This window comes from Siccibacter colletis, from assembly GCF_000696575.1.
Taxonomy (GTDB): domain Bacteria; phylum Pseudomonadota; class Gammaproteobacteria; order Enterobacterales; family Enterobacteriaceae; genus Siccibacter; species Siccibacter colletis.
Genome location: NZ_JMSQ01000010.1, coordinates 22,857 through 30,127 on the forward strand (window position 1 = coordinate 22,857; position 7,271 = coordinate 30,127).

The window sequence follows — 7,271 nt, forward strand, 5'->3', positions numbered from 1 at the left end:
GTGGTAAACTAACGGCCACGCTTTTTAAGGAATGCTGAAATGACCGAACTGAAGAACGATCGTTACCTGCGCGCCCTGCTGCGCCAGCCGGTAGATGTCACGCCCGTATGGATGATGCGCCAGGCGGGCCGCTATCTGCCGGAATATAAGGCAACCCGCGCGCAGGCGGGCGATTTTATGTCGCTGTGCAAAAACGCCGAGCTGGCATGCGAAGTGACGCTCCAGCCACTGCGCCGTTACCCGCTCGATGCGGCGATCCTCTTCTCGGACATTCTCACCGTGCCGGACGCGATGGGCCTCGGCCTGTACTTTGAAACCGGCGAAGGCCCGCGCTTCACCTCGCCCATCAAGAACAAAGCCGACGTCGACAGGCTGCCCATTCCTGACCCGGAGCAGGAGCTGGGCTACGTGATGAACGCGGTGCGTACCATTCGCCGCGAACTCAAAGGCGAGGTGCCGCTGATTGGCTTCACTGGCAGCCCGTGGACGCTGGCCACGTACATGGTGGAAGGCGGCAGCAGCAAAGCCTTTACCCTGATCAAAAAGATGATGTACGCCGAGTCACAGACGCTGCACGCGCTGCTCGACAAGCTGGCGAAGAGCGTCACGCTGTACCTGAATGCCCAGATCCGCGCCGGTGCGCAGTCGGTAATGATCTTCGATACCTGGGGCGGCGTGCTCACCGGGCGCGACTATCAGCAGTTCTCGCTCTACTACATGCATAAAATCATCGACGGTCTGCTACGTGAAAACGACGGCAAACGCGTGCCGGTGACGCTGTTCACCAAAGGCGGCGGGCAGTGGCTGGAAGCGATGGCTGACACCGGTTGTGACGCGCTGGGCCTCGACTGGACCACCGATATCGCCGATGCGCGTCGTCGCGTGGGGCATAAAGTTGCGCTGCAGGGAAATATGGACCCATCAATGCTTTACGCGCAGCCGGCCCGTATAGAAGAAGAGGTAGCGACTATACTGGAAGGTTTCGGACAGGGTGAAGGCCACGTCTTCAATCTGGGGCACGGCATTCACCAGGATGTGCCGCCTGAACACGCAGGCGCGTTTGTGGAGGCGGTACACCGGCTGTCCGTACCGTATCACAACTAAGGAGCACGTATGGATCTCGCGGCACTTCGCACACAACAACTCGAACTGGCTTCCCGCATTGTCCGGGAAGATGACCTGATCACCACCACGCCGTCGATTATTGCGGGTGCGGACGTCGGGTTTGAGCAGGGTGGAGAAGTGACGCGGGCAGCCATTGTGCTGCTGAGCTACCCTTCGCTTGAGCTTATCGAGTATCAGGTGGCGCGCATTGCCACCACTATGCCGTACATCCCCGGTTTTCTGTCGTTTCGTGAATATCCTGCGCTGCTCGCGGCGTGGGATATGCTGTCGCAGAAGCCAGAGCTGCTGTTCGTTGATGGCCACGGGATCTCCCATCCGCGCCGCCTTGGCGTTGCCAGCCACTTCGGTATGCTGGTGGATGTCCCGACCATTGGGGTGGCGAAAAAGCGCCTGTGCGGTAAGTTTGAACCGCTCTCTGATGAACCGGGTGCGGTGGCGCCGCTGATGGATAAAGGCGAGCAGCTGGCCTGGGTCTGGCGCAGCAAGCAGCGTTGTAATCCGCTGTTCGTCTCGACCGGGCATCGGGTCAGCATTGATACCGCGCTGGCGTGGGTGCAGCGCTGCACCAAAGGCTATCGGCTGCCTGAGCCGACCCGCTGGGCAGATGCCGTCGCCTCGGGGCGTCCGGCGTTTCGACGTTGGCAGGAAATCCCCCGATAGTTGCGGTACACTGCCGCACATTACCGGTTCATGAGACGCCACTATGCTACAAAATCCCATTCATCTGCGCCTTGCGAAGCTTGAAGCCTGGCAGCACACCACCTTTATGGCTTCGCTGTGCGAGCGGATGTATCCCAACTACGCGATGTTCTGCCAGCAGACGGGCTTCGGCGATGCTGCGCTGTACCGCCGCGTGCTCGATCTGATCTGGGAAACGCTGACGGTGAAAGACGCGAAAATCAACTTCGACAGCCAGCTTGAGAAGCTCGAAGAAGCGATCCCGTCCGCTGACGACTACGACATTTACGGCGTCTATCCGGCCATCGACGCCTGCGTGGCGCTCAGCGAGCTGGTGCATTCACGCTTAAGCGGCGAGACGCTGGAGCATGCGATAGAGGTCAGCAAAACTTCGATCACCACCGTGGCGATGCTCGAAATGACTCAAGCCGGGCGGGAAATGACCGATGATGAACTGAAGCTTAACCCTGCGGTTGAGCAGGAATGGGACATTCAGTGGGAAATTCACCGTCTGCTGGCGGATTGCGAAGAACGCGATATTGAGCTGATAAAAGGCCTGCGCGCAGACCTGCGTGAGGCGGGCGAGAGTAATATCGGTATAAATTTGCAGCAATGAGTCAATAAAACGTGACTTACCACCTGTTTTGTCACACTCGAAGGCTTCCATTGTGACCCCCGTCTGGTCTACATTTGTGGGGCGAATAAAAGTGGCTATCGGTGCGTGTATGCAGGAGAGTGCTAATCAGGCATTTCCGTCGCACTCGATGCTTAGCAAGCGATAAACACATTGTAAGGATAACTTATGAACAAGACTCAACTGATTGATGTAATTGCGGACAAGGCTGACCTGTCTAAAGCGCAAGCGAAAGCTGCTCTGGAATCCACTCTGGCTGCAATTACTGAGTCTCTGAAAGAAGGCGATGCTGTACAACTGGTTGGTTTCGGTACCTTCAAAGTGAACCACCGCGCTGAGCGTACTGGCCGCAACCCGCAGACCGGTAAAGAAATCAAAATCGCCGCAGCTAACGTGCCGGCATTTGTTTCTGGTAAAGCACTGAAAGACGCTGTTAAGTAAGACACCGTGGCAGTGAAAAGTTTTAACGAAGGGGCGATAGCGCCCCTTTTGTTTGCCTGTCGTTCAGGACTGGTGCTGGCGGCTGCTGTCCTGCTGGCCGCCTGTAGCCACGACAACACGCCGCCGCCGTTCACCGCCAGCGGCTACGTGGCCGATGACGGCGCGGTGCGGCTGTGGCGTAAAGATGCCGGTGACGGCGCGATTCGCCTGCTTTCGGTATTCGGCCCGTGGCGCAGCGGCGCTACCGTGACCCGCGAGTATCGCTGGCAGGGCGACAATCTCAGCCTGATTGAACTCAACACTTACAGCACCCCGCCGGAACATGTCCGCATTCGTTTTGACGATCGCGGCGAGCTGAGCTTTATGCAGCGCGAACGCGACGGGCAAAAGCAGCAGCTGTCCAACGATGAGATTGCGCTTTACCGCTATCACGCCGATCGCATCCGGGCGACCAGCGATGCGCTGCGTACCGGCCGCGTCGTGCTGCGCCAGGGGCGCTGGAACGCGGATCGCACCATCACCACCTGTGAAGGCAAAACCGAAACCCCGGAGCTGGACGAGCTGGCGCTGCGGCGCATCAATGACAGGCAGCAGCATTCGTCGTTGGCGGTGAGCGTGGCGTGGCTGGAGGCACCGGAAGGGGCGCAGCTGTTGCTGGTGGCCAACAGCGACTTCTGTCACTGGCAGCCAAACGCGGAAGCGTTCTAGCGTTCTGAAGGTGAAAAACGCCCCCTTCGGATGAAGAGGGCGGTAAGCGATTACTTCTGCTGTTCGCGGGCGATGGCGCGGTAGCCGATATCACGGCGGCAGAAGCTGCCGTCCCAGTGGATATCCGTCATCAGCGCATAGGCGCGCTGCTGCGCTTCGGCCACGGTGTCGCCCAGCGCGGTGACGCACAGCACGCGTCCGCCGCTGGTCAGCACGCGGTCGTCTGCAGAAAGCGTCGTCCCGGCGTGGAACACTTTGCCATGTTCAACGGCTTCCAGCGGCAGACCGTGGATCTGATCCCCGGTGCGGTAATCTGCCGGATAACCGCCCGCGGCCAGTACCACGCCCAGCGAAGCGCGCGCATCCCACTCTGAGGTTTTCTCATTCAGTTTGCCTTCGCAGGCAGCCAGACAAAGATCCACCAGATCCGACTTCATGCGCAGCATGATCGGCTGGGTTTCCGGATCCCCGAAGCGGCAGTTGAATTCGATCACTTTCGGGTTGCCCTGCTTGTCGATCATCAGGCCCGCATACAGGAAACCGGTATAGGTGTTGCCTTCCTGCGCCATGCCGCGCACGGTCGGCCCGATGATACGCTCCATGGTGCGCTGGTGGACTACATCGGTAACCACCGGGGCGGGGGAGTATGCCCCCATGCCGCCGGTGTTCGGGCCGGTATCGCCGTCGCCGACGCGCTTGTGATCCTGGCTGGTGGCCATCGGCAGGATATGCTCGCCATCCACCATGACGATAAAGCTCGCCTCTTCGCCGTCGAGGAACTCTTCCACTACGATACGATGGCCCGCATCGCCAAAGGCGTTACCGGCCAGCATGTCATTGATAGCAGCCTCTGCCTCTTCCAGCGTCATCGCGACAATCACGCCTTTGCCTGCGGCCAGCCCGTCGGCTTTGATGACGATCGGCGCGCCTTTCTCACGTACATAGCTGAGCGCCGGTTCTACCTCAGTAAAGTTCTGGTATTCCGCCGTCGGGATGTTGTGACGCGCCAGGAAATCTTTGGTAAAGGCTTTAGAACCTTCCAGCTGGGCGGCACCCTGAGTTGGGCCGAAGATGGTCAGACCCGCTTCACGGAAGGCATCCACCACGCCAATCACCAGCGGGGCTTCCGGGCCAACAATCGTCAGGCCGATGTTTTCAGTTTGCGCGAAGTGCAGCAGCGCCGGAATGTCGGTGGCGCTGATGGCGACGTTCTGCAGGGTCGGCTCCAGCGCCGTGCCTGCATTGCCCGGTGCCACGAAGACGGTTTCAACATCCGGGGACTGGGCCGCTTTCCACGCCAGGGCGTGCTCGCGCCCGCCATTACCAATCACTAATACTTTCATTGTCTGCTCCGGGAATTAATGGCGGAAGTGGCGCATGTCGGTGAAGATCATCGCGATGCCGTGTTCATCGGCGGCGGCAATCACTTCATCATCGCGAATCGAACCGCCCGGCTGGATCACGCAGGTGATACCTACCGCCGCAGCGGCGTCGATGCCATCGCGGAACGGGAAGAAGGCGTCAGAGGCCATTGCAGAGCCTTTCACTTCCAGGCCTTCATCACCTGCTTTAATACCCGCGATTTTTGCTGAATAGACGCGGCTCATCTGGCCTGCGCCTATTCCGATGGTCATGTTCTCTTTGGCGTAGACAATGGCGTTGGATTTCACGAACTTCGCCACTTTCCAGCAGAACAGCGCATCGCGCAGCTCCTGCTCGCTCGGCTGGCGTCTGGTGACGACGCGCAGATCGGCTTTGCTCACCATGCCGAGATCGCGATCCTGAACCAGCAGGCCACCGTTGACGCGTTTGAAGTCCAGGCCCGGCACGCGTTCTGCCCACTGACCGCAAACCAGCACGCGCACGTTCTGTTTCGCTGCGGTGATTTTCAGCGCTTCTTCTGATGCGGACGGCGCGATAATCACTTCGACAAACTGGCGGGAGATGATCGCCTGCGCGGTCTCAGCATCCAGCTCGCGGTTAAAGGCGATGATGCCACCGAACGCCGAGGTCGGGTCGGTTTTGTAAGCGCGGTCATACGCGTCGAGAACAGAGGTGCTGACAGCCACGCCGCACGGGTTGGCGTGCTTGACGATAACGCAGGCCGGCTCGCTGAACTCTTTCACGCACTCAAGCGCCGCGTCGGTATCGGCGATGTTGTTATAGGACAGCGCCTTACCCTGAACCTGCTGTGCAGTCGCAACGGACGCTTCGCGGATCTCTTCTTCTATATAGAAAGCGGCGTGCTGGTGGCTGTTCTCACCGTAGCGCATATCCTGCTTCTTGATGAAGTTCAGATTCAGCGTGCGCGGGAAGCGGCCGGAAGGCTGGGCGGTGTCGCCATGATAGGCCGGCACCAGGCTGCCGAAGTAGTTAGCAATCATGCTGTCGTAGGCGGCAGTGTGTTCAAACGCTTTAATGGCGAGATCGAAACGGGTATCAAGCGTCAGGGAGCCGCTGTTGGCGTCCAGCTCATTGATGATGGCGCTGTAGTCACTGCTCTTGACTACGATGGCCACGTCTTTGTGGTTCTTCGCCGCGGAGCGCACCATGGTTGGGCCGCCGATATCGATATTCTCTACCGCGTCTTCCAGTGAGCAACCATCGCGGGCTACGGTCTGCGCGAACGGATACAGGTTCACAACCACCATGTCGATAGGGGAGATGGCGTGCTGCGCCATAATCTCATCATCCTGCCCGCGACGACCAAGAATGCCGCCGTGCACTTTTGGATGCAGGGTTTTCACGCGTCCATCCATCATTTCCGGGAAGCCGGTGTAGTCAGAGACTTCGGTGACCGGCAGGCCAGCGTCAGCCAGCAGGCGCGCAGTACCGCCGGTAGAGAGCAGTTCCACGCCGCGCTGGGAAAGCGCCTGAGCGAATTCGACGATACCGGCTTTGTCAGACACGCTGAGCAGCGCGCGGCGTACAGGACGAGGTTGTTGCATAGTAAAAATCCCCTGGATTGGATCGATCGCCCTCATTATTCACACCGACTCGCCGGTTAACGCGTTATCGCTTCTTATATAGAGCATAAGTCGGAATAAACGGCGTAACTCGCCTGCCAGCATGAATGATTCGGGTTTCGTAGAGCGTTAGCTGAATGCGAAAGTAATAATTTCACCTCAGAACTCAGCTAACACCCCAGTCGGGGCATCCGTTTCATGGCGCAGCATTGTAACGAAAACGTTTGCGCAACGCTCGCGAATTTTTGAGCTTTGACAGGATTGTGGATAAGTCTGTGCGTAAAAGGGTATAAGGCGGGGTTTTGCTGGGGAATGCAGCAGTCAGTCATTTTTATGTCATTTTCCTGTTGCGGCGTTAAGAGAACTCCCTATAATGCGCCTCCATCGACACGGCGCTAACGAATCACTTCGCAGCGTCGGGTCTGAAGAGAAAAGCTCAAATAGAGCTTGACTCTGAAAGAGGAAGGCGTAATATACGCCACCTCGCGACAGCAGGCTGTAAGCCGCGTCGCAACTGCTCTTTAACAATTTATCAGACAATCTGTGTGGGCACTCGGGGCACTGATATCTTTCACGTCGCAAGACGAAAAAGCATTATCAAGTCTCAAGAGTGAACACGTAATTCATTACGAAGTTTAATTCTTTGAGCATCAAACTTTAAATTGAAGAGTTTGATCATGGCTCAGATTGAACGCTGGCGGCAGGCCTAACACATGCAA

Annotated in this window: 7 protein-coding genes; 5 read left to right on the top strand and 2 right to left on the bottom strand. The window is 58.1% G+C overall.

What is annotated here, in order from left to right; translation table 11 throughout:
• Window positions 1-39: 39 nt before the first annotated feature.
• From hemE to ET34_RS0113255, 5 genes are all read left to right on the top strand, one after another.
• A complete protein-coding gene (gene hemE / locus ET34_RS0113235; protein WP_031522801.1) occupies window positions 40-1,104 on the top strand; it encodes a uroporphyrinogen decarboxylase in 1,065 nt (354 codons plus the stop codon).
• 9 nt (window positions 1,105-1,113) lie between these two features.
• A complete protein-coding gene (gene nfi / locus ET34_RS0113240) occupies window positions 1,114-1,785 on the top strand; it encodes a deoxyribonuclease V (RefSeq protein ID WP_031522802.1) in 672 nt (223 codons plus the stop codon).
• 43 nt (window positions 1,786-1,828) lie between these two features.
• On the top strand, window positions 1,829-2,419 hold the full coding sequence (locus ET34_RS0113245; RefSeq protein WP_031522803.1) for a YjaG family protein: 591 nt from the start codon (window positions 1,829-1,831) through the stop codon (window positions 2,417-2,419).
• A 186-nt stretch (window positions 2,420-2,605) separates the two neighbouring features.
• The gene (gene hupA / locus ET34_RS0113250; RefSeq protein WP_002884342.1) at window positions 2,606-2,878 is read left to right on the top strand and encodes a nucleoid-associated protein HU-alpha; all 273 of its coding nucleotides are present in this window, start codon (window positions 2,606-2,608) and stop codon (window positions 2,876-2,878) included.
• Between the two features lie 12 nt (window positions 2,879-2,890).
• Complete coding sequence (locus ET34_RS0113255; RefSeq protein WP_031522811.1) at window positions 2,891-3,586, top strand: DUF1481 domain-containing protein; 696 nt, start codon at window positions 2,891-2,893, stop codon at window positions 3,584-3,586.
• A gap of 50 nt (window positions 3,587-3,636) precedes the next feature.
• Here the strand turns inward: ET34_RS0113255 and purD are convergent, their stop codons facing one another.
• On the bottom strand, window positions 3,637-4,929 hold the full coding sequence (gene purD / locus ET34_RS0113260) for a phosphoribosylamine--glycine ligase (protein WP_031522813.1): 1,293 nt from the start codon (window positions 4,927-4,929) through the stop codon (window positions 3,637-3,639).
• 15 nt (window positions 4,930-4,944) lie between these two features.
• A complete protein-coding gene (purH, locus tag ET34_RS0113265; RefSeq protein WP_031522815.1) occupies window positions 4,945-6,534 on the bottom strand; it encodes a bifunctional phosphoribosylaminoimidazolecarboxamide formyltransferase/IMP cyclohydrolase in 1,590 nt (529 codons plus the stop codon).
• Window positions 6,535-7,271: the final 737 nt, after the last annotated feature.

Excerpts from the sequence above, each read along its gene's own strand:
- nfi (WP_031522802.1), top strand. The coding sequence starts at position 1,114 with ATGGATCTCGCGGCACTTCGCACACAACAACTCGAACTGGCTTCCCGC.
- ET34_RS0113245 (WP_031522803.1), top strand. The coding sequence starts at position 1,829 with ATGCTACAAAATCCCATTCATCTGCGCCTTGCGAAGCTTGAAGCCTGG.
- purH (WP_031522815.1), bottom strand. The coding sequence starts at position 6,534 with ATGCAACAACCTCGTCCTGTACGCCGCGCGCTGCTCAGCGTGTCTGAC.
- hemE (WP_031522801.1), top strand. The coding sequence starts at position 40 with ATGACCGAACTGAAGAACGATCGTTACCTGCGCGCCCTGCTGCGCCAG.
- purD (WP_031522813.1), bottom strand. The coding sequence starts at position 4,929 with ATGAAAGTATTAGTGATTGGTAATGGCGGGCGCGAGCACGCCCTGGCG.
- hupA (WP_002884342.1), top strand. The coding sequence starts at position 2,606 with ATGAACAAGACTCAACTGATTGATGTAATTGCGGACAAGGCTGACCTG.